At 41.6% G+C, this 21,864-nt stretch carries 15 protein-coding genes; 10 read left to right on the top strand and 5 right to left on the bottom strand.

Going from position 1 to position 21,864, the window contains the following annotated elements; all coding sequences use genetic code 11:
• Positions 1-179: 179 nt before the first annotated feature.
• Complete coding sequence (locus ACE1CC_RS34900) at positions 180-1,763, bottom strand: hypothetical protein (RefSeq protein WP_413275030.1); 1,584 nt, start codon at positions 1,761-1,763, stop codon at positions 180-182.
• Between the two features lie 623 nt (positions 1,764-2,386).
• Here ACE1CC_RS34900 and psaA point away from each other — a divergent pair.
• Together psaA and psaB are read left to right on the top strand one after the other, a co-directional pair.
• Positions 2,387-4,642, top strand: coding sequence for a photosystem I core protein PsaA (gene psaA / locus ACE1CC_RS34895; RefSeq protein WP_413275025.1), 2,256 nt, complete (start codon positions 2,387-2,389; stop codon positions 4,640-4,642).
• 129 nt (positions 4,643-4,771) lie between these two features.
• A complete protein-coding gene (psaB, locus tag ACE1CC_RS34890; protein ID WP_413275029.1) occupies positions 4,772-6,997 on the top strand; it encodes a photosystem I core protein PsaB in 2,226 nt (741 codons plus the stop codon).
• 242 nt (positions 6,998-7,239) lie between these two features.
• Here psaB and ACE1CC_RS34885 read toward each other — a convergent pair whose 3' ends face one another.
• Positions 7,240-7,569 carry a hypothetical protein gene (locus tag ACE1CC_RS34885; RefSeq protein ID WP_413275024.1) on the bottom strand — a complete coding sequence of 110 codons (330 nt, stop codon included), beginning with the start codon at positions 7,567-7,569 and terminating at the stop codon, positions 7,240-7,242.
• 234 nt (positions 7,570-7,803) lie between these two features.
• On the opposite strand from ACE1CC_RS34885, the gene ACE1CC_RS34880 reads away from it, so the two are divergent.
• The 3 genes from ACE1CC_RS34880 to ACE1CC_RS34870 all read left to right on the top strand — a co-directional run bounded on the left by ACE1CC_RS34880 (position 7,804) and on the right by ACE1CC_RS34870 (position 10,924).
• Complete coding sequence (locus ACE1CC_RS34880; protein WP_413275023.1) at positions 7,804-9,159, top strand: ParA family protein; 1,356 nt, start codon at positions 7,804-7,806, stop codon at positions 9,157-9,159.
• A 1-nt stretch (position 9,160) separates the two neighbouring features.
• A complete protein-coding gene (locus tag ACE1CC_RS34875) occupies positions 9,161-9,694 on the top strand; it encodes a hypothetical protein (protein WP_413275022.1) in 534 nt (177 codons plus the stop codon).
• Positions 9,695-9,775: 81 nt separating this feature from the next.
• Positions 9,776-10,924, top strand: a complete 1,149-nt coding sequence (locus ACE1CC_RS34870; protein WP_413275021.1) for a Holliday junction resolvase-like protein — start codon at positions 9,776-9,778, stop codon at positions 10,922-10,924.
• A 19-nt stretch (positions 10,925-10,943) separates the two neighbouring features.
• Here ACE1CC_RS34870 and ACE1CC_RS34865 read toward each other — a convergent pair whose 3' ends face one another.
• Together ACE1CC_RS34865 and ACE1CC_RS34860 are read right to left on the bottom strand one after the other, a co-directional pair.
• Complete coding sequence (locus tag ACE1CC_RS34865) at positions 10,944-11,792, bottom strand: FkbM family methyltransferase (RefSeq protein WP_413275020.1); 849 nt, start codon at positions 11,790-11,792, stop codon at positions 10,944-10,946.
• A 62-nt stretch (positions 11,793-11,854) separates the two neighbouring features.
• Complete coding sequence (locus ACE1CC_RS34860) at positions 11,855-12,067, bottom strand: helix-turn-helix domain-containing protein (RefSeq protein ID WP_413275019.1); 213 nt, start codon at positions 12,065-12,067, stop codon at positions 11,855-11,857.
• Between the two features lie 145 nt (positions 12,068-12,212).
• Here ACE1CC_RS34860 and ACE1CC_RS34855 point away from each other — a divergent pair, with 145 nt between their 5' ends.
• From ACE1CC_RS34855 to ACE1CC_RS34835, 5 genes are all read left to right on the top strand, one after another.
• Positions 12,213-12,689 (top strand): hypothetical protein, encoded by a 477-nt coding sequence (locus ACE1CC_RS34855; protein ID WP_413275018.1) that lies wholly within the window; start codon positions 12,213-12,215, stop codon positions 12,687-12,689.
• Positions 12,690-12,983: 294 nt separating this feature from the next.
• Positions 12,984-15,227: a DUF4139 domain-containing protein gene (locus ACE1CC_RS34850; RefSeq protein ID WP_413275017.1), complete on the top strand. Its 2,244-nt coding sequence runs from the start codon at positions 12,984-12,986 to the stop codon at positions 15,225-15,227.
• Positions 15,228-15,319: 92 nt separating this feature from the next.
• A complete protein-coding gene (locus tag ACE1CC_RS34845; protein WP_413275016.1) occupies positions 15,320-16,948 on the top strand; it encodes a mucoidy inhibitor MuiA family protein in 1,629 nt (542 codons plus the stop codon).
• 489 nt (positions 16,949-17,437) lie between these two features.
• Entirely contained in the window at positions 17,438-19,387 is a 1,950-nt protein-coding gene (locus ACE1CC_RS34840; protein ID WP_413275015.1) for a serine/threonine protein kinase, read from the top strand.
• Between the two features lie 113 nt (positions 19,388-19,500).
• Positions 19,501-20,763, top strand: coding sequence for a serine/threonine protein kinase (locus ACE1CC_RS34835; protein ID WP_413275014.1), 1,263 nt, complete (start codon positions 19,501-19,503; stop codon positions 20,761-20,763).
• 92 nt (positions 20,764-20,855) lie between these two features.
• On the opposite strand, the gene ACE1CC_RS34830 is transcribed toward ACE1CC_RS34835, so the two are convergent.
• Positions 20,856-21,512, bottom strand: a complete 657-nt coding sequence (locus tag ACE1CC_RS34830) for a type IV pilin-like G/H family protein (RefSeq protein WP_413275013.1) — start codon at positions 21,510-21,512, stop codon at positions 20,856-20,858.
• Positions 21,513-21,864 lie beyond the last annotated feature (352 nt).

The following is a 21,864-nucleotide window of genomic DNA, read 5'->3' as shown; positions in this document are numbered from 1 at the left end:
TACAACGTCTCTACTGGGTATACAACGTCTCTACTGGGTATACAACGTCTCTACTGGGTATACAACGTCTCTACTGGGTATACAACGTCTCTACTGGGTATACAACGTCTCTACTGGGTATACAACGTCTCTACTGTCTTCCCAGCTTGGTAGGCAAAAAATGTTGCTTCAGTAAGTAACTATTCCACAGGAATACTTGTTTGTGCTGCTGTTTCAGAAGCATTAACCTCAGAACTTGTCTGTTCCACCTCTGTTTCCCCCGCAGTTGCAGAAGTTTCTTCCGATTGTAGTGGTGATTCTAATTCCAGTATTGGCGTTTCTACCGTAATAATGGGCAAACTGGGTGCAGATTTCACCTTTTTATCACCTCCTGGTAACTCGAAGCGTTCCAACAGCTTTCTAAAATTCAACCTTTTTGGTTTGCTAATGGGTTGTGTCTCAGTTATTCCTGCTGGACTTTTCTCTTCCCAAATAGGCGTAGCTTCAACCTTGGGTTCCTCTGTTGTTTCTTGGGAAGGTGCTGATACTTCCTTAATTATCGGTTCCGGGGTGGGGGTTTCCGTGACTTCCGGTACAACTTCTGGTTCTACTTCTGCTTCTGCTTTAGTTTCTGGAACTGGTGTGACTTCCGGTTCAGGGGTTGGTGTTTCTGTTACTTCCGGTACAACTTCTGGTTCTACTTCTTCAGTAACAGGTGTTGCTTCTGCTTTGGTAACTTCTGCTGGTGGTGGTGTTTCTTCAACTACCGGAACTTCTGCTTTAGTTTCTGGTGTTGGTGTAACTTCTGGTTCAGGGGTTGGTATGGTTTCCAGTTCTGATGGTTTTGGAATGTAATTGCGATCGATTATCCCACGAGCATCGGCAACTGTAAGTTCACCTCTAACCAATTGCGAAAGGGTATCTTTACCATTCGGTTCATAGCTCACCACCCGCACTGCACTGTTATATACATTTTCTAATGGCTTGTCCTGTTCGTCCAGCAACTCTAATTTCACCCAGTTTTTCCCCGGTTTAAAGCCTTCGAGATAAATTGGTTCCCATTTATCAATGATGAAGCTTTTACCATTGACGGTGCAGCGAATTTTCCAATCAGCAATTTGATCGTCAGGATTTTTTTGGGCTACCGAATGTAAGGGCGCATTGGTGAGGTAAAAGTCTAGCATGATAGGTTCGGCACCATAGCTACCTTGGGGACTGCTGTATGTTAGCAGGGGTTGGGTAGCAGTTGGATTATTTTCCTCAGTTTTGGTAAAAACATGGAAGGTAGTTTCAGCGTATGCACCCTCGTTTTTAAAGCTTTCATCCCAAGGGCGAGAGGCAAAAACCCTGATGGTGTGAGTACCGGGGGCTACGTCGGACAAAACTAAGGGTTGGTTAAGGTCATAAACTGCTTGGTAGGGTTGATTGTCTAAAAAAACCTGCAGGTGGGGCCCTAATCCTAGTTCAGAATTTTTGAATATGGGTAAATCCGCCACTTTAAATTTTACTGTAACGTTGTTGTCTTGTAAAATTTCGTCTGATTGGGGACTAAGTATGCTCACTTGGGGTTTGTAACTTTCTAATCCTTGACGCAACTCTTGAATAGTTTGTGGAGGGGAAACTTCTACAATGTTTTTTTCTATGGTTAACCCAGATTCAGATCTATTTTTGTCACTTTGTTTTGTCGAGGCTCCATTGGCACAACTTACTAAACTAAGAATTACCAATGCTGCCAATAAGAAACCTAATAGCTGTTTTGCCTTTCCTTGTCGCCAATTTTGCATATACACCAATTAATACTCCTAAACAACCAATAATAGACTTATAAGTAAGCTATTCATTTGAGACTATAGCCCAAAACGGCTCAGTGCCTTACGGCTCAACTATTAATAACTGATTAACCTTATTGTTAAACTTTACTAATTTTTGAGTTTTGTAAACTAAATCGCAACACCCCTTGACTTTTTTACCAAGAGTTATAGGGTAAAAGCTAGTAGGTGTCTATGCTTTAGGATATTTGAATTATTGTTAACTAGTTTCAGAAAGAACGGGAAGCTAGTCCTATAATTCATCAAAAGGAACTACCCCCTGCCAAACACAGGCAAGCCACAAGCTAAAAGTACTGATTTGGTGAAAATTTTCCTAAAGTTGGGGTAACCTAGAAAACCGAAAGCGAAGTAATTTCCGAAAAGAAAGGAAAATGCTTTAGTCTAGAGGTGAAAAAACTGCGGTAGTGCAATCCGTGGTTAAAGCTCGTGGAGTCCGACGGTTTACCGGGACAAAGAAGCGAGAAGCCCTAACGAAGCCCGCCTGGGTAAGGAAGGGTAGCACGACACCTAACAAAACCTCAAGATAAATTCAAACGGGGTAAACCTCGTGCCTTAGTTAAAGAGAGAGGAGAGTCTTCATGACGATAAGTCCTCCAGAGCGAGAGGCAAAGGTAAGGGTGGTAGTTGATAATGATCCGGTACCTACTTCGTTTGAGAAGTGGTCACAGCCAGGACATTTCGATCGCACCTTATCCAAAGGGCCAAAAACCACAACCTGGATTTGGAACCTACACGCTAACGCCCATGACTTCGATAGTCATACTAGTGACCTAGAAGATGTTTCTCGGAAGATCTTCAGCGCTCACTTCGGTCACTTGGCAGTTATTTTTGTCTGGTTAAGCGGCATGTATTTTCATGGCGCTAAATTCTCCAACTACGAAGCTTGGTTAGCCAACCCCACTGGAATTAAACCCAGTGCTCAGGTGGTTTGGCCGATCGTAGGTCAGGAAATTTTAAATGCTGATGTAGGCGGTGGTTTCCACGGGATTCAGATCACCTCTGGATTCTTCTACATCTGGCGGGCTGCTGGCTTTACCAATAGCTTCCAGCTATACTGCACCGCGATTGGTGGGCTAGTAATGGCAGCTTTGATGCTATTTGCTGGCTGGTTCCACTATCACAAACGGGCTCCCAAACTGGAATGGTTCCAGAATGCGGAGTCGATGTTGAACCACCACCTAGCAGGGTTGTTGGGTTGTGGCTCTTTGGGTTGGGCTGGACACCAAATTCACGTTTCTCTGCCAATCAACAAGCTCTTAGATGCTGGGGTAGCTCCAAAAGATATCCCTCTGCCTCATGAGTTCATCCTGAACAAGGATTTGATGACAGAGTTGTATCCTAGCTTCGCCCAAGGTCTGGCTCCATTCTTTACCTTGAACTGGGGAGTTTATTCCGACTTCCTGACCTTCAAAGGTGGATTGAACCCGGTAACAGGTGGCTTGTGGTTGTCTGATACAGCACATCACCACTTAGCGATCGCAGTTCTGTTCATCATCGCTGGACATATGTACCGGACAAACTGGGGCATCGGTCACAGCATGAAGGAAATCTATGAAGCGCACAAAGGGCCCTTTACTGGCGAAGGCCATAAAGGTATCTATGAAACCTTCACTACTTCTTGGCACATTGAGCTAGCCTGGAACTTAGCTTTGATGGGTTCTTTATCCATCATCGTCGCTCAACACATGTATTCGATGCCTCCCTATCCATACTTGGCGACCGACTATGCTACCCAGCTGTCGATCTTCACACACCACATGTGGATTGGTGGTTTCTTAATCGTAGGTGGAGCGGCTCACGCAGCCATCTTTATGGTGCGCGACTACGATCCGGCAATGCACCAAAACAATGTCCTGGATCGATTCATTCGTCATCGGGACGCAATTATTTCCCACTTAAACTGGGTTTGTATGTTCTTGGGCTTCCATAGCTTCGGCTTGTACGTCCACAACGACACCATGCGTGCGTTTGGTCGTCCCCAAGACACCTTCTCTGATACTGGCATTCAATTACAACCAGTATTCGCTCAGTGGATTCAAAACATCCACACCTTAGCTCCAGGTGGTACTGCTCCTAACGCTTTACAACCTGCTAGCTATGCCTTCGGCGGCGATGTGGTTGCCGTAGGTGGCAAAGTGGCAATGATGCCAATTGCTTTGGGTACGGCAGACTTCTTGGTACACCATATCCATGCGTTTACCATCCACGTCACCGTGCTGATCCTGCTCAAGGGCGTACTATTCGCTCGTAGCTCTCGTCTGATTCCAGACAAGGCAAACCTGGGCTTCCGTTTCCCCTGCGACGGTCCTGGTCGTGGCGGCACCTGCCAAGTATCTGGTTGGGACCACGTATTCTTAGGACTGTTCTGGATGTATAACTGCATCTCGGTTGTAATCTTCCACTTCAGCTGGAAAATGCAATCAGATGTTTGGGGTACTGTGGCACCCGATGGCACAGTTTCTCACATCACAGGTGGTAACTTTGCTCAAAGCGCGATTACAATCAATGGTTGGTTGCGCGATTTCCTGTGGGCACAAGCCTCTCAGGTTATTAACTCCTACGGCTCGGCGCTATCAGCTTACGGCTTACTGTTCTTAGGCGCTCACTTTGTTTGGGCATTCAGCCTAATGTTCTTATTCAGTGGTCGTGGTTACTGGCAAGAGTTGATCGAATCGATTGTTTGGGCACACAATAAATTGAAAGTGGCTCCTTCGATTCAGCCTCGCGCTCTGAGTATTATTCAGGGTCGCGCAGTAGGGGTAGCTCACTACCTCTTAGGAGGAATTGTCACTACTTGGGCATTCTTCCTAGCTCGATCGCTGTCTTTAGGATAAGAGCACGGAAAAAGCTTCTGGGTTTTGAGTTACCAAGTTTTGCACTTTCCTCAAAATTTCAGAATTCAGAACCCAGAAGCTCAGTACGTCGTTGATGATTTAAGCAAGATCCAGCATTCATCAAGGCTTATGGCAACAAAATTCCCCAAATTTAGCCAAGACCTTGCCCAAGACCCGACTACTCGTCGGATTTGGTACGGGATTGCTACAGCCCACGACTTTGAAAGCCATGATGGCATGACAGAGGAAAATCTTTATCAAAAGATCTTCGCCTCCCACTTCGGTCACATCGCAATCATTTTCCTGTGGACTTCCGGTAACCTGTTCCACGTTGCGTGGCAAGGCAACTTTGAACAGTGGATCAAAGATCCGCTAAACGTCCGTCCCATTGCTCACGCGATTTGGGACCCCCAATTCGGTAAACCAGCAGTTGAAGCTTTCACTCAAGCTGGTGCTAACTATCCAGTAGATATTTCCTACTCAGGTGTTTATCACTGGTGGTACACCATCGGGATGCGGACAAACGGCGACCTTTACCAAGGTGCGTTGTTCCTGCTAGTGCTGTCGGCAATCTTCTTGTTCGCAGGTTGGTTGCACTTACAGCCTAAGTTCCGCCCCAGCTTGTCTTGGTTCAAAAACGCTGAATCTCGTCTGAACCACCACTTGGCTGGTCTGTTCGGTGTGAGCTCTCTAGCTTGGGCAGGTCACTTGATCCACGTTGCCATCCCCGAATCTCGCGGACAGCACGTAGGTTGGGATAACTTCCTGAGTACCATGCCTCACCCAGCTGGTCTACTGCCCTTTTTCACTGGAAATTGGGGAGTTTACGCGGCTTCCCCCGATACTGCTGGTCATGTATTTGGTACAGCTACAGGTTCAGGTAGCGCAATTTTGACCTTCGTGGGTGGTTTCCATCCTCAGACTCAATCTCTGTGGTTGACAGATATTGCACATCACCATTTGGCGATCGCAGTTCTGTTTATCGTCGCTGGTCATATGTACCGGACGAACTTCGGGATTGGTCACAGCATCAAGGAAATGATGAATGCCAAGGATTTCTTTGGCATGAAAGTTGAAGGGCCGTTCAATATGCCTCACCAAGGCATTTATGACACCTACAACAACTCTCTGCACTTCCAGTTGGGTTGGCACCTGGCTTGCTTGGGTGTAATTACCTCTCTGGTGGCGCAACATATGTACTCGCTGCCTCCCTACGCTTTCATGGCGCAGGACTACACAACACAAGCAGCGCTGTACACTCACCACCAATATATTGCTGGTTTCCTCATGGTTGGTGCTTTCGCCCACGGAGCGATCTTCTGGGTGCGGGACTATGACCCTGAGCAAAACAAAGGCAACGTATTGGATCGCGTGTTGCAACACAAAGAAGCGATCATTTCTCACTTAAGCTGGGTTTCTCTGTTCCTGGGCTTCCACACCCTTGGTTTGTATGTTCACAACGACGTAGTGGTTGCCTTCGGTACTCCTGAGAAGCAAATCCTGATTGAGCCTGTATTCGCGCAGTTCATTCAGTCAGCTCACGGTAAACTCCTGTATGGCATGGACACTTTGTTGTCCAACCCAGATAGCATTGCTTCTACCGCTTGGCCGAATCACGGTAACGTTTGGCTACCAGGCTGGTTGGATGCAATTAATGCTGGCACCAACTCTCTGTTCTTAACTATTGGCCCTGGCGATTTCTTGGTACACCATGCGATCGCTCTCGGCTTGCACACCACCACCTTAATCTTAGTTAAAGGTGCGTTGGATGCACGCGGATCTAAGCTGATGCCCGACAAGAAAGACTTCGGCTATGCCTTCCCTTGCGATGGCCCTGGTCGTGGCGGTACTTGCGACATCTCTGCTTGGGACTCTTTCTACCTCGCTATGTTCTGGATGCTGAACACCATTGGTTGGGTAACCTTCTACTGGCACTGGAAGCATCTGGGTGTATGGCAAGGCAACGTAGCTCAGTTCAATGAGTCTTCTACTTACCTCATGGGCTGGTTCCGTGATTACCTCTGGCTGAACTCCGCTCAGTTGATTAACGGGTACAACCCCTACGGCATGAACAACCTGTCTGTTTGGGCTTGGATGTTCCTCTTCGGACACCTAGTTTGGGCTACTGGCTTCATGTTCCTGATTAGCTGGCGCGGTTACTGGCAAGAGTTGATCGAAACCCTAGTTTGGGCTCACGAACGTACTCCTCTGGCGAACTTAGTTCGTTGGAAAGACAAGCCAGTTGCTCTGTCGATCGTTCAAGCTCGTTTGGTTGGTTTAGCTCACTTCACTGTTGGCTACATCCTCACCTACGCAGCTTTCGTAATTGCCTCTACTGCTGGTAAGTTCGGTTGATCTAATTAACTGAAATCACCTCGTAGTTAGGTAATTAAATAAATCCCCTGCCCTTTGGGTGGGGGATTTTTGATTCAATAGACTTCTGATACTAAATCCTGGTTGATTACCCCCTTTTTATTTGAACCGCGAAGACGCGAAGAGCGCGAAGAGAAGAGGAAGAAGATAAAGGGGGTAGCTAACCCGGATTTGGTATGAGAGTTTATTTAATAAAGCAAGAACCAGGATAATTCTGTTTCTTCTTAATCATCATCGTCGTCATCGTCGTCATCGTCGCGATCGCTAGAACGCCACTCTCTATCCTCATCGTCGTCATCATCGCGCCTGCTGTAGCGCTGCTCTCTATCCTCATCGTCATGATCATCGCGTCTGCTGTAGCGTCGCTCTCTATCCTCATCATCTTCATCATCGTCATTATCATTGCGCCTGCTGTAGCGGCGTTCTCTTTCCTCATCCCGTTCTCGATTCATTCCAGGGATGGCTCCTTTCAACATATCGGGGATGCCGTCAAAGTTAACCATTGGGGTACTCCTAATTAAGGATGGATAATGAAATTTATTATTCTTCTTCAATAATTGAATTTTCCCAAGTTAAGAGAAACGCCTCAAACCCCTAAAGGACTAAATTGAAGGATTATGTTTCTCAGGATTGCTGAAGCTCAACCTATGGCTCCTCCTGCTATGCTGAATTTATTGGCTCTTTAACCCGATCCATTAATCAGGTATCAGAGAGCTAAATTTTTTTGTTAGCTGTGTTAGTCAGACTCTACTCCTGGGAATAATAAATACGGAGTAGGAGTTTGAAGTGTGCTGGAACTATCATCTGAATGGAATAATGAAGCTTATGTATCTTTGCATTTAGTTCAAAGGATGCTGGAAAAAGCAGGTTTGCCTCCCAAAAGTGGTTACTCTCACTGGATTCCAGAATTCAAGGTGAAGGTGCCAAAGCTAAATGTAACAGGTTATTTAGAGTGGACTCAAAAAGAGGTTGATTTTTTTGTAGAGGATTTAAGCAGACATATCAACTTTCTAGTTGAGATTAAAACCTCTGAAACGAGAATTGATGATGATGCTCGTATTCAGTTACAAACGTATCTCAAATATTCTCATACAAGATTTGGAATATTAATTGACCCATTTTTAGTTGAGATATATGAGTACTCAAAATGGGTCACAACTTTAAGGTACAGCTTAAACATAGATAGTCCAAGTAATGTTGAACCAATAGCTAATTTTCTAAGGAACTTTTTGGATTCAGTTAAAATGCGTACAATTGCAATTCATACCTCCAAAGGAGGAGTGGGTAAAACAACTCTGGTTGTCAATATTGCCTATGAGCTAGCAAGTCAGGGTAATAGAATTTTAGTGATCGATTTAGACGATCAAGCAAATGCTAGTTTATCATTGGGAGTTAATAAAGCAGATGCTTTTGATAAAGCTTCTACTATAGAGAAGTTTGAAAAATTACTTAAGTCTTTTGAAGAAAGAAAAGAGCTTGTAGAGTTTTTAAAAGATTACGAACTCTCAAGCTTTAACTATACGCAATACATTCAACCTTCGAGTTTTAACTCGGTTTTGAATAGTGGCGGCTGTCCAGGGAAAGTAGATGTTTTACCTAGTAGTTATAAAACAACCGATGCTGCTATTGCTAACTTAGGAGGAATTCGTGAAAAGCGGCTTGACAAAGCATTACGGCAATCTAATATAGCGGCTGATTATGATTACGTAATCATTGATACTCCTCCTAGCGCTACTACAATTGCTAGCAATGGATTATATGCAGCACAATATGTAGTTATTCCGTCTCAAATGGAATATTTATCAGTATATGGGATTAGAACTCCCATTAAGCGAACAAGAGAAGTTCAAGAAGAGATGGGCGGAAAACGAGGAGTTATCCTTGGAATTGTTCCGATGATGACTGAAAATGTCAAATTACATAATACCATTAAACAATTAGTTGCAAAAAACTTCCAAGGAATTCCGATATTGCCAGAAATTAAAAGAACAGTATCCATAGGTCAGGCTTCTAACGCACGGCAACCTCTCTCATTATTTGCTGAACAAAATAAAGGAGCAGGTACTGCGGCAAAACAATTCTCAGCCTTAACAAAAGAAATAGTTGAAAAAATCAACCAAATAGAAAGTTGTGTAGGAGTTTAAGATGATCAAACTTTATAAGGGAATAGAAAGTAAACCCAGCCTTTTAGTGTTGCATCAAATAGAAGTTGCTCAAGAAAGTTCTGGAACAGCACAGCCTATACTCAAAAAGGTTTCTGAAACTTTAAAAGAGTGGGACTTTAATTTAGCTCTGCCAATAGTTTGTGTTACTGATGAGGAAGATAAATATCACTTGCTAACTGGACTACCAATTTATGAGGCAGCCGTCGCCGCAAACCTAGAGAGAATTTGGGTATTCCTCATTGCAGCTAAACAAGCTGAAGCTGAAAAAGCTATTGAACACGCTCTTTTGCAGTCAAAACTGAATGACAGAGTAGTAGAACCTCAAGATGTTACAGAGTTTTTGGATTTTATTAATAATGCAAAAGCTAATCTGACTTCAATACCTGGAGTGAAGGATGGATACGCAAGATTGATTAAGAATAACCGTCCTTACAATTCTCTGGAAGATATGCAGAAAAAGCTGGGTGCTAAACGTTCTTTAAATTGGTTAAGAGCATATAAGCATAAGCAATGAAAATTTAATAAATAGGGTGGGTAGTAAAAATGCCCATTCCTTACTTACTGATACAGGAGAAGCAGAAAGCAAAAAGTAGTAATGAATTGGGTTTTAGTTTTAGCGATCGCACTAAGTTTCCTCACCGGAGTCAGTCTAACTTACTCCCTCTTGAAACAACAAATCAATCAACAAAAAGAAGATAACACAACACAAATAGAAAAGACAGTTGAGCAATTAGAAAAAGCTCATGAATCTCGAATGCAAACAACCATTAACTCATTAAGGCAGCATTATGATAGCCAGTTAAATCAAGCTACCGAACTATTACAAAAAGAATTTGAAGTTAAGGCTTTGAATTTGCAGCAAACTCTGGAGGAAAAAGCTAGAGTTAAAGCCTTAAAAGATTTTGAATCAGAAAAAGATAGGTTGGAAAAGACCTTTGAAGAAAAGTACCGCTTAGAATTGATTAAATGGAAAACTTTATACGAAAAATCCATTCGGAAATCAACCTTAACTAGTAGTCGAAGTATCATCAAAGGTAGAGTATCTGAACAATTGTTACCCTTATTGCCTGGGTTAAAATATCATCCGGGAGATATGAGATTTATCGGTTCGCCCATAGATTATATTATCATTGACGGTTATGATGAAGCCAAAGAAAATCTAGGGGAAATTCGATCGATTATCCTGGCAGATGTCAAAACAGGTAATCGCGCCAAACTCTCTCCGATCCAATTACAAATTAAAGCTGCTGTTGATGCTGGGCGGGTGCGCTGGGAAACGATCTTGATTGATAAAAACCTGCAAATTTCCACTTCAGCGCCAAGTAAAATTACTCGTGAATCATCAGTTATTTCGGAAAATATAGATAATATAAATAATGAAAACGCAGATGATTTAAGTCAGCAAATAGTCGCTTGGGGTAATACCAGAAAAATTGAGTATATTTCCCAATTAATTAGCTATGGATATCATCCTAACGGTAATGTTCGCAGATTAACAGCATCAGCTATTGGCAAAATTGCGGCATCTCATAAATTGAGACAAGAGATTAAACAAGCAATACCAGTATTAGGAAAACTTACTAAAGATGAAAAGCCGCAAGTAAGAGTTTATGCAGTAAAAGCATTAAGTTTAATCGCTTCAGATGATGTTTTACCTTTTCTGAGACGCGCTTTAGAAGATCCTATTGGTTATGTTAATAGAGCGGCAAATCAGGCGCTAAAATCAAGAGATATTCCCTTTTGAAAAGCTCAATCGGTATAAATCAACAAATTAGATTGATTTCCATCAGTCTAATTGATTCAAATAAATCGATGTCATTTTCCGTAAATGCACAAATATCAAAATAATGAACCACAGGGGTGCCACTTTTTTTGCGATTTGAAGCTAAATAGGTTGTTAAATCGAGGAAGCGATCGTACTCTTGATGAGACAAACTAACTAAATAGTTGCCATAGTTATCATAAACCATAAAATATTCATACCCAATATCAAATAAATTTTGAATTGTTGCTAGTCCCGCTTCTTCTCCCTGATTTTGGAAACTAATATCATACTCAAAATAGATTACAGGAGCTAGCCCTTCGATCGCTTCCAGAGAGGTTTCAATAATGTAAAAATCAAAACCATCAGTATCAATTTTTAAGAGTTTAGCATTTTTAAAACTAGGATAATCAGAAAGAATTGATTCTAGACTCTTTGTCGGAACAACTGTTGTCCCTTCCCGATCGATCGCCTGAATAATTGATGCAGTTCCTCCACTACTAAGTAAGCGATCCAAGTTAACTAATTCTCCGTCCTTACCAACGAAACATTCAGCAATTTCCAGTCCACCTATTCGGCAAGAATTTTGTTTAAGATATTCCAGAAAATTAGGATTACCTTCAATACATAATACTGGTATATCTGAATATTGTTTAATTAAAGCAGCACTATCTCCTACATTTGCTCCTATATCAATAGCTGAGGATTCAGGGTACTTTTCAAAAATGGCCTGAGCCATATATCCCAAAGCTGTATCATATCTCAACCAGGTTGATTGATATCTATCTAGTAAATGCTCAGAGGGCAAAATAATCTGGTAACGGCCTATCTGATATTCCTTTGACATCATATTTTTGGCACTCTCTGATTTAATTTCTACTGTTAGTTTAGTTTATAGATTAGCCAGATCCCCTACTCCTCCAAAATCTCCACCAAATCCTCAATCATCACATCAAAAGTTCTCGCCAACTTATGCACCGCCGTATAATCAACCATAGCTAATTCCGAACGACGGGCATAACTTTTCACAGTATTGTAAATCACTCCAGAGCGCTGGGCAACTTCCTTAAGTGTCCAGCCTTTCTCCGCCGCTAGTTCCCGAATTCTTAGTCTAACTAAACCCATACTTGACTAATGATGCAAATACACCTTAAAATAAAATAATTATAACGTAAAAGCAATCGCCCCGCAGTGTGACAAACGAAAGGGCGATCGCAAAAAGACTCAAAAAAAAAGAGTCAGACCAATCTTAGCAACATCCAACCCAGAAATGCAAACATTTAATCCTATTTCATCTCGGAAAATCATCGAATCGAAAATTGTCCACAAATCCCCAATCCTACATCCCTTAGCGCGATTCGTTACCGAAGAAGCAGTCGCCCTCCTATTCAACATCTCCATTGAGAAAATCTACAAAATCACTTGCTTGCGCTACGTTGTCCACGTTCACGGCCTAAAAATCAGCAGATTTGTCAGTTATGCCGACTTTCCGCCAATTTTAAACGTAACCTTCCCCAAACCAATAGATTTTTATTATTGGCATAAACGCTGGAAAAAGAAACCAGCCCAACATTTTTGGCAAAAATTCTATATCCATCAGTTCGAGAAAGCATTTTCAGCCGCAGAATTGCTAGATTGGACTAACCTGGTAACTAAAGTCAAATCTCTATTTACCAACTCAGTATTAGAAACCCTCAGAGAAGCCGCCGCAAAACAACAAAATTTTCGGAAACTTTCCTTGGTTTAATTATTGTCACTCGCACCGTTAAGCTATTCTCTCTTGTCGGTTGATTACAAAATTAAAAGATTTGTTGATAAACAGTGAATACGGGGAAATTGCAGAGAATAATAGTGAGTATTAAGTTTAGTAGGGTGCGTCAGAAGCCGAAAGAAGAGCGATCGAATCCAAAATTTTGCTATCTGACGCACCCTACAAGTTGAAAAGTCCGTCAAAATTAATAACTAGCAACTTACGGTATTAAGGACTTCAGTCCCGGATTTCGGCAGATATATTTTGAAATCAACCAGATTAGGGAAAATTATGGCAATTCAAAAGCTTTCTTCCCGAATAGATAGCGTGAAAATCTATGCTGCTGGTGCCACTGTCACTCGAATTGCCGAGTTACAACTGATACCCGGAGAATTACCAGAACAAGTAGAAATAGCTCAATTACCATTAGCTTTAGAAGATAGCAGCGTCAGAGTCAGAGTAGAAACTATACAAGGAAATGTACCCATCGCCGGGGATATTCGGATTGGATTAGCTGTTCCCCCACCATCAGAAACACCAAACCCACCGCCGGAAGAAGAATTGCGTGCAGCTAAGATTGCAGTAAAACAAATAGAAGATATTATCAGATTAATCGATCGAGAAATCTCCGTACTAAATCAATTAGAAGTACCCGCCCGCCCAGAGAGTGACATTGGTCTAGCGCCACCAGCTTCGCCAATGAGTGCTAGACTCGCATTAGCTAACTTCAGCGACGAACAAATTCGCCTGAGAATTCAGGAAAAGCGGGAGAATTTGGAAAAGTTAGCTAAAGCTAAGGAAAACTTAGCTGATTTAGAACAGAAACAAGCTATAGCTTCCAGAGCCAGAAACGCTAAACCAGAAGAACTGCGAAAAACCGTAATTGTCAGCTTAAGTTATGAAAATGAAACATCCGATCTTAATCAAACAATTGGGTTAATTTTAGAGTATTTTGTACCCGGTGCTAGATGGACACCCACTTATGTTTGTCGGTTGAATAGTGTAGAAAATCAGGCGACAATTGCCGTCAGAGCATTAATTTGTCAGCGCACGGGTGAAGATTGGTCAAGTGTTAAATTAGAACTTTCTACAGCTAATCCTATTTTTTGGTGTGCCATACCAGAATTACCATCATTGCGATTAGGAAAAGCGCAACCGGAAATTAGAAAAGCTGGTTGGCGTAAACCGCCTGTGGGTGCAGAAATTTTGTTTGAAGACTTTGATAGACAGAAAGAAAGTGCTTTAGCTGATGTTAGAAAATATTCGCGCCGCCTGATGAGTGGATATTCGTCAGATTTGCTGTCTGGGTCTGGAAAATCCGAGCGCCGTGCCTATAGAGTTGCCGATGAAGAATTGAGTGGACAAGGATTCCTCGAATCGTCAGAGTCTCAGGATTTACAATTTCTATCCGATGAGTTGTTGGATAAAGAAGAAATGGTGGATTTTTCTGAATTGGAAAGTCTAGTGAGTGAATCGACATCGCTTCAACGACTGTCTGCAAGACCAACACCAGCGTCAGCGCTTGAACCACTCTCAGCAAGACTAACACCAGCATCAGCAGCACCAGCGCCCAGTATGGCAAGAAGGTCTAGTAAATATGATTTGGAGTCACGGAATTTCCCAAAAGTTGGCAGCCAGGATGAGTTTAAAACTGATTTTCTTCCTTATGGTTTAATGAGGATGGGTACAGCTGATAACCGAGAAAAGCGTGGTAAATTAGCGATCGCCCAAACACAAGAACTTTATTTAGAAATCCTCCACCAGCAAAAAGTTGTAGTTAATTTCAACATCTTAGAAGTAGTCCAACAAGCAGTATATAGCGCCCAAGAATGTCTTACATTTCCCCTTCCTCCCGGTGGAATTAACGTCCGAAAAGTAGCAGCTTCCTTCGACTATTCCTACAGCGCCGATGGCAGAATTGATATTCCCTCAGATGGTCAATTTCATTCCGTTGCCTTAACTAGCAAAACAACAGATGTAGATGTTCGCTACATAGTTGTTCCTCGCGAAGATACCAACGTTTTCCGCATTGCCCAACTTCGCAATCCTCTATCAGCACCGCTATTAAGTGGCCCTGCTGATGTTTATGTAGATGGCGAATATATTTTATCAACTAATATTGTCACAGTTCCGCCCCAAGGACAGATGGAATTAGGATTAGGAGTTGAACAAGCAATCAAAGTTGCCCGGAATACTTCCTATTGGGAAGTGCGTTCTGGCGAGACAATAGTGGCATTTAATGAACTGTGCCATCAAATCAAAATTGAGATCGCAAATCGTCTCAAGAGAAACGCAAAAATTGAGGTACGAGAACGTCTTCCCATTCCCGAAGAAGGTGCAAAAGTTGAAGTAAAAATCGAGCAAGTTTCACCCGAATGGCAACAATATAAACAAGAAGAACGGGGAACACCAATAAAAGGCGGTTATCTTTGGCAAATCGAAGTACCTGCAAAAGAGCAAACAACTTTGTCAGTTGACTACAAAATTAAAACTTTTGTCGATAGCGAATTAATCGGCGGAAATCGCAGAGAATAAAAGTTCGTCTAGTCTAGATCCCCGACTTCTTGGAGAAGTCGGGGATCTGAGCAGCAGCAATTAATAACCATATAAAAGCGATCTCAATAGTTATGCAAACAATTCAATCAGAAAATAGGATCGTCCAAGAACTAACTTTCGATGCACCCGTCTGTGTTGTCACACTCCTAGAAGACCGTGCTCAAGTAAGAAGAATTGGCAAAACCCAACTAAACCAAGGACTTTGGCGCATCAAAATCTTACAAGTTGCGCCAGTCCTTTCTGATAAATCCCTACGTGCAGAATTCTTGCAAAACTATCCCGATGCACGCATTGATGATGTGCGCGTGCGCCGCCAAATGTTAGTTAAACAAGAAGATAAACCAGATGAATTTAAAGCTTTAGAAGGCGAAATACGTTCTCTTACCAAAACATTTAATAATATCACTGAAGACCGTCAGCAGCTAGAATCCTGCTTTCACAAAATCAATACTATTTTGACCAAAGGTTTGGAAGAATTACCCATTGATGCTGTTTGGGGACAAATCGATCCAAAAACTTGGCGAGAACAACTATCTACTCTATTTAAACAGTTGCGAGATTTGCGTGCCGAAATCTGGAATAATTATCACACTCAAGAAGATTTACAGCAAAAAATTAATCATTTAATGACAAAAGCAGAGGCTTTATCTCGCCCAGACACGATCTATACTGCCTGGATTGAAGCAGATTTAATGATTCCCCAAACAGGCGAATATGAAATTGCCTTTGATTACGTAGTTCCCAATGCGATTTGGCGACCTTGGCATCAAGCACGTTTGCTGCTAGAAGAGAGGACTGAAGACCCGACTACAAACCGCACTAAGCTATCTTTTCGCATGGATGGCTGTGTTTGGCAATGCACTGGCGAAGATTGGCAGAATGTGGATTTGGTATTTTCCACCGCCCGTGCTTCTCTGGGAACTGAGCCGCCCCTATTGACAGATGAGCAATTAAATGTTATGGAAAAATCTAAGCAAATAAACATTCAGCTTCGCGAGCAAAAGATTCAGACCACCGGACTAGGAACAGGCGCAACCCCTGCTAGTGCAGAAGCCCCAGTAACAGTTACTTTACCAGGTGTTGATGATGGGGGAGAAGTTCGCAATCTCCGTCCGACGAGAAAAGCTACGATTCCCTCAGATGGTCGTCCTTATCGCGTTCCGATTTTTTCCTTTGAGTCAGAAGCGGATATTGAGTACATCCTGATGCCAGAAGTGTCTTGTCAGGTAGTTCTTAAAAGCGAACAAACAAATACAGCAAAGTTTCCGATTTTAGCAGGGCCAGTGGATTTAGTGCGAACCTCTGGGTTTGTTGGTAGAACATCAGTGCTATTTATTGCTCCTGGTGAGAGATTTGCTTTAGGATGGGGGTCAGATGGGGCGATGCGAGTGCAGCGAACCGCAGCCCAGAAAAAGGAACAGGATCATCTGACAAAATGGAATATTGTCACAAAAACAGTCAGGTTATATCTATCTAATATTGGGGCAGAACCAAGAATAATTAAAACTACGGAACGCTTGCCAGTTTCGGAGTTAGAACAGGTGAAAATTGAGGTAATTGCAGATAAAACTACTGAGAGAGTACAGCCTGATGAAAATGGTTTTTGCACTTGGAATTTTAGCCTGAGACCTTATTCTCAACTCGAAGCTTCTTTGGTATACAAAATTTCAGCAGCACCAGAAGTAACGGGGATTAGTTGAAAGAGGGGGGGTGGGGTGGTGCGATCGCAAATTAGCTCTATTTCTCGTTCCCAGGTTCAACCTGGGAACGAGTATTTGGAGGTTCTACCTCCCCGGCTGCAAGATCTGAGTTTATTCTCTGGTATGTTTCATTGAAACTAGATCCGGGTCAGTTCTGGGAGTGGTTTTTCAACTAAGAATTATTGATTAAGTAACAACAACGCAGCAAAAAATAGACAGGGGGGAAGCGATCGCAATTTAGCTATATCAGACCTCTCCATAAATTAAATGTCCGTTACTTGAAACCCTTGTTGTAGAGACGTTGTATACAACGTCTCTACAATTTATAGTCACTCATCGACTTCTCATCGAGAATTGAGAGCTTATCGACTTCTCATCGACTTCTCATCGACTTTTTCAAACCCCATCTTTTCACTATTTACGTAAGTTAAGATCAGCAACAAAGGGGAAAAAGCAAATTAAACAGTCAGACATTGCCCCCAGAAAACCATGAGTAACTTCCCAGACTTTTCTCACTACGGCTATCAAATCAAAAGCCAACTAGGTAACAACTCCACTGGCGGACGTTTCACCTACTTAGCCCACAATATCAAAACACAAGAATCTGTTGTCATCAAACAATTTCAATTTGCCCAATTAGGCGCTACTTGGTCAGAATATCAAGCTTACCAAGAAGAAATTAAGGTACTGCAAAGTCTCCATCATCCCCAGATTCCCCGTTACCTGCAATCCTTTCAAACCCCCGATGGTTTCTGCATGGTACAAGAATACAAAAACGCCCAATCCTTAGCCATAATTCGTAGTTGGACACCGCAACAAATCAAAGAAATTGCCATCTCAGCTTTAAAAATTTTAGTATATTTACAAAGACACCCAACCCCAATTATTCATCGAGATATCAAACCAGAAAACATCTTAATAGATGAACAAATGAACGTTTATTTAGTAGACTTTGGATTTGCCCGAATGGGAGGAGGAGAAGTAACAGTTAGCAGCGTAGTCAAAGGCACATTAGGCTTTATGCCACCAGAGCAATTATTCAACCGGGAAATCACTAAAGCATCAGATTTATATGGATTAGGTGCTACCTTAATTTGTTTATTGACAGGTACTAAATCAGTAAATATTGGCAGCTTAATTGATGCTAACTATTACATCAGATTTCGCCATCTAGTGCCCCCACTGCAACGGGGATGGATGAACTGGCTAGAGAAAATGGTAGAACCCAATTTCAAAAACCGTTTTGCCAATGCAGCCGAAGCTTTAAAAGCTCTGAAAACTAGTGATATAGCCGCGCTACCAAAAGTGAGAATTAGCCACGATAAACTCGAATTTACAGCGACGAAATGGGGGGAAAAACTTACACAAACCATCACCATTAGTAACCCAATTCCCGAAACATTGTTAGCCAGCAATTGGTCAGTTGCGCCACATAAATCTGACCCGCCCCATACCCCTTATGAACACGCTTGGATTTCCTTCAATCCGGCGAGATTTGAAAGTAATAATATCGAATGTGAAATTACGGTGGATACGAGTCAGCTACTGACCAATGAAACCTACAGTCGTCAAATTTTGTTACACACAAATTCCGACCCAGAATATTATTCTCTGCCCGTACAACTTCAAACTGCTCCTCTCCCAGAAGCACTAAAACCTAATTATTTATTGTTACTATTAATTGGGTTGATCTTTGGATGTCTTGGTTATCTGTTAAGCTTTGAGAGGATTATTTTTATACCCGTACTCATACCTACATTTTTATTGTTAGATAAAATTATGATAGCCACAGCGGAAGGAGCGAAAGTTAATATAAGTGGAATTTCGCGGGCTTATTTTATTAGTCAATTAATTAGCTTTTCACTTCTGCTTACACTTGGAGTAGCTTTTGATATTACCTTTATATTTGGAAGTTTGATTGCAGCTTTAGTTGCATTTTTTTGCATAGATGAAGGTAAATTCCCTTCAATAAAAATCGTGCTTATTACGATTTTTATGATGATTGTTTTTGGTTTACTTTGGGATGCTCACGATCATCCTATCGGGGCTGCTACAGTTCTTGTTAGCTTTATATATAGCTTTTTACTTACTTTGGCATTTGTATTTATTAAGGTTTTAGTTTTTCCTTTGATTAGATATGTAGCTGACGCTCACATCAAGAGAGGATTTCACCAGAAAGAAGCTGCTCAAATTGCATTGTTAACCGTTGGAATATGTGTTGGTATGAGCTTTATCCTCTCCTTTGTGTATCTCTCAATCCTTTCTAATGAATGGAGATATTTTTTAGAAAATTATCTATTTATATTTGTAATCAGTATGACAATTCTGACTTTATCCCTCACACTCCCCTTAGTCAATTTGCTGATTTATCAACCTTTAAAACGAGGTCGATTTATTGCTAATTATCGCCGCTCTTATTCCCATTTGATTAAACCATAACTTGTAGTCTGTAGGGTGCGTCAGACAAAATAAATTATGGTGACTGACCAATAATTTGAAGTTCTGACGCACCCTACAACTGGGAACGAGGACAAACAAAGGACAAAGGACAAATGACTACTCACAATTTCCCTGATTTTTCCAATTACGGTTATCAAGTAAACCGCGAACTCGGGCACAACCGCGCTGGCGGTCGAGTCACCTACCTAGCAACTGAAATTAACTCGCAAAAACGAGTAGTAATTAAACAATTTCAGTTTGCTCATTCCGGTGCTAGTTGGTCAGAATATGACGCTTATCAACGGGAAATTCAAGTGATGAAAGGATTGGAACATCCTAGCATACCCCGTTATTTGGATTCTTTCCAAACCTCAGCCGGATTTTGCATGGTGCAGGAATATAAAAACGCTCCATCTTTGCTTGTACCTCGTCAATGGAAACCACAACAAATTAAACACATAGCTATTGCTGTCCTGCAAATTCTCAACTATTTGCAAACCCGCATTCCCCAGGTAATTCATCGAGATATTAAACCGGATAATATTTTAGTAGATAGACAGATGAATGTTTATCTGGTAGATTTTGGTTTTGCGCGGATAGGTGGCGGACAAGTTGCTGTTAGTAGCGTAGTTAAAGGTACACTCGGATTTATGCCACCAGAGCAACTTTTTAATCGCCAATTAACAGCAGCATCTGACCTTTATGGTTTGGGTGCAACGTTAATTTGTTTGCTGACGGGAACTCATGCTAATGAAATTGGTAGTTTGATGGATGATGCGGGTAGAATTAATTTTAAACAAAGGGTGACTAAGCTGCATCCAGATTTTATTAAATGGCTGCAAAAAATGGCGGAACCTAACTACAAACAGCGCTTTGCTAATGCGAAAGAAGCTTTAGATGCGCTGATTCCTTTGTCGGTGCTGCGTCCGCTGAAGCCACCAAAATTCATGATGCCTACGTTGTTAGGATTAGGTGCAGTTGGTTTGATGATTTTGGCTGTAGTTAGCAGTGAAACGTTTTCAGCAAAAAAAACAGAAAATGCTTTATATCTTCCCTTTGTTAGCCAAGTAAAATTGTTTTCCGAGACTGAGCCAAACCAAGATTTAGAAAAGATATCACTGAGTAAAGATGGCAAAAATCGGGTGTATTTTCAAGTAAAGTTTCAGCAGCTTACATCTAAAAAATACCAAGGTAGGTGTCAGATTATTGATAGTTCAGAAAAATCTGTTTATCAAGGAATATCTACTCTTATACCCGAAGAAAATAAGCTAGATACTTGGTGTTTTTATGATTTTAAAATCACTGGTAATTATCAATTTGAATTCTATTTAAATGACGAAAAAATGGTAAGCAGATCTCTGATTGTCTTACCGTAAATCAAGGTGAAAGAAACCCGGTTTTTTAGAAAAACTGGGTTTCTAGTCAAAGTTTTTCTTCAAAGACAACCGATAAAAATCAGTTTAGCGGACTATTTTAAAGGACTAAAACCCTCTGGACAGTCAACTTCCTGCAAACCAGAAGGAGGAACAGGTGGCATTATAATAGGTTTAACTATCAAGTCTGCTTCTTTACTTTCGCAAACAACTGCCTGAGAAGTTTTATCAGCGTCTGGTTTTCCAACTAAACCGACTATTCCCACATAGCTTTTCAATTTAGGACTTAAAGGTTCAGCTGTCACCATAACGTAATCATCAACCTCTTTCGGTTTGGCTGATATAATTTTGTCATCTTTTTTCTGAAAAGGGCCATTACTAGGATATGGAGATTGAATGCGGTAGCGATAATTAGTTGTTTGTGTTTTAATCCCAACACCTAAACTACCCCATGCTGCATCATCGCTTGTTGTGACAAATTGATTGTTTTCTGTGTAATATGCTTGCTGGGCTTTGTTGACTGAGGAAACATATTGTTTTCCTTCTGCTTGCCTTCCCTTGCCAGGTCTACTCATTTGGGATAAATTTTCGTGGCAATTTTCACAGGGAACAATGTAGAAGGAAGATGACAAAGCTGTTACCGCTGAACCATAAATCAAAAGGCGGACTAACAAACCTAGTGTGGTAAAGCCTTGGTTATTGTTTAGTTTGCAGCAATATAAAAGTAATTTAGCTTTTAATTCTGGTTTCATGGTTGTTGCTCTTTAAATATAGTGATTTTTAGTTGCATGAACTACAAATCTAGAAACTCAGTTTCAGAAAAGTTACCGAGTTTCTTTGTGTCTCATCGGAAAATAGGTTTTTCAAAGCAAATCTGCAACTAAGTATATTTTACTTATTTGGAGCAAGGAATATTTCATTAGGTGTATGAGAACTCATCGACTTCTCATCGACTTCTCATCGACTTTTCAAATTTATTTAAAGCCCAATACGGTTCAGTTAAGGGTAGGGGCGAAGCATTCGGGTCAGAATTTATGACTTAAAACCTAGATTTTTTGCCCGAATGCTGATGCCTACGGCACGCTACGCGAACGCCCCTACAAA

Source organism: Floridaenema aerugineum BLCC-F46, assembly GCF_041929345.1.
GTDB lineage: Bacteria > Cyanobacteriota > Cyanobacteriia > Cyanobacteriales > Aerosakkonemataceae > Floridanema > Floridanema aerugineum.
This window is presented reverse-complemented; position numbering and strand designations above follow the sequence as displayed.

Bases quoted from the DNA above. Each gene is read 5' to 3' on its own strand.
- ACE1CC_RS34840 (WP_413275015.1), top strand. From the start codon at position 17,438: ATGAGTAACTTCCCAGACTTTTCTCACTACGGCTATCAAATCAAAAGC.
- ACE1CC_RS34835 (WP_413275014.1), top strand. From the start codon at position 19,501: ATGACTACTCACAATTTCCCTGATTTTTCCAATTACGGTTATCAAGTA.
- ACE1CC_RS34830 (WP_413275013.1), bottom strand. From the start codon at position 21,512: ATGAAACCAGAATTAAAAGCTAAATTACTTTTATATTGCTGCAAACTA.
- ACE1CC_RS34855 (WP_413275018.1), top strand. From the start codon at position 12,213: ATGCAAACATTTAATCCTATTTCATCTCGGAAAATCATCGAATCGAAA.
- ACE1CC_RS34870 (WP_413275021.1), top strand. From the start codon at position 9,776: ATGAATTGGGTTTTAGTTTTAGCGATCGCACTAAGTTTCCTCACCGGA.
- ACE1CC_RS34875 (WP_413275022.1), top strand. From the start codon at position 9,161: ATGATCAAACTTTATAAGGGAATAGAAAGTAAACCCAGCCTTTTAGTG.
- ACE1CC_RS34860 (WP_413275019.1), bottom strand. From the start codon at position 12,067: ATGGGTTTAGTTAGACTAAGAATTCGGGAACTAGCGGCGGAGAAAGGC.
- psaA (WP_413275025.1), top strand. From the start codon at position 2,387: ATGACGATAAGTCCTCCAGAGCGAGAGGCAAAGGTAAGGGTGGTAGTT.
- ACE1CC_RS34900 (WP_413275030.1), bottom strand. From the start codon at position 1,763: ATGCAAAATTGGCGACAAGGAAAGGCAAAACAGCTATTAGGTTTCTTA.
- ACE1CC_RS34850 (WP_413275017.1), top strand. From the start codon at position 12,984: ATGGCAATTCAAAAGCTTTCTTCCCGAATAGATAGCGTGAAAATCTAT.
- psaB (WP_413275029.1), top strand. From the start codon at position 4,772: ATGGCAACAAAATTCCCCAAATTTAGCCAAGACCTTGCCCAAGACCCG.
- ACE1CC_RS34845 (WP_413275016.1), top strand. From the start codon at position 15,320: ATGCAAACAATTCAATCAGAAAATAGGATCGTCCAAGAACTAACTTTC.
- ACE1CC_RS34865 (WP_413275020.1), bottom strand. From the start codon at position 11,792: ATGATGTCAAAGGAATATCAGATAGGCCGTTACCAGATTATTTTGCCC.